The 995-nt window shown below is 41.3% G+C and carries 1 protein-coding gene; it reads left to right on the top strand.

Annotated features, from left to right (window positions below; genetic code table 11):
• Positions 1 to 995: transposase (locus N5E64_RS15610; RefSeq protein ID WP_280038315.1), on the top strand; the 995-nt coding region annotated here is incomplete at both ends.

Genomic DNA, 995 nt, shown 5'->3' with positions numbered 1-995 from the left:
AGGATCAATATAGACCCGCTGCTAAAAGCCTACAGCAAAGAGGGAAATCCCAGCTATCATCCCGTGATGATGCTCAAGGTGATGGTTTTTGCCTATATGAACAACATTTATTCCTCCCGGAAAATCGAAAAAGCACTTCGCGAAAACATCAACTTTATGTGGCTCTCCAATATGAGCATCGTGGATCATAATACCGTGAACAGATTTCGGGCTCACAAGCTTGAAGCGGCTTTCAAAGATATTTTCTCGCAAGTGGTTTTGCTTCTTGCCGAAGAAGGTTTGGTAAGTTTGAAACAGGTTTTTGTGGACGGAACGAAAATCGAAGCCCAGTCAAACCGCTACACTTTTGTGTGGGCCAATGCCATTAAAACCAATAAAGAAAAGATGCTCCGCCAACTAGAGGACCTTTGGAAATATGCCCAAAGCGTGGCAAGGGAAGAGGACAAAGACCCTGAACCGCCGGAATTTAAAGAAATCAGCAAAGAAAAGATCCAGCAAACGGTAGAAAATATCAATGCCAAATTGAAAGGCAGCGACCGCAAGACCGATTCCGACAAAAAAGCTAAAGCCAAGCTGAATTACATTAAAAATAATTTTGAGAAAAACCTCGGTAAATACGAAGCTCAGGAAGCGATTTTAAAAGAAAGAAACTCTTACAGCAAGACTGATGAGGACGCTACTTTTATGAGGCTAAAGGATGACCATATGCAAAACGGACAGCTCAAACCGGCCTATAATGCACAGATTTCTACCGAGAATCAGTTTATTGTAAATTACACGATCCATCAAGAGACCAACGACTTCAATACCCTGAAGCGTCATTTGGAGAATTTTGAGAAATTGTTCGGCAAAAAAAAACTCGGAGAATTGGAAGAACTCACTGCCGATGCGGGCTACGGAAGCGAGGAAAATTATGAATTATTGGAACAAAAAAACATTATTCCATTTGTAAAGTACAACACCTTCGATAAAGAGCAAAATGCCCATTATCAGGC

The organism is Empedobacter sp. GD03739, from assembly GCF_029843245.1.
Classification (GTDB): domain Bacteria; phylum Bacteroidota; class Bacteroidia; order Flavobacteriales; family Weeksellaceae; genus Empedobacter; species Empedobacter falsenii_B.
Note: the sequence above shows the minus strand (reverse complement) of the source record. Positions and strands in the feature narration are given on the sequence as shown.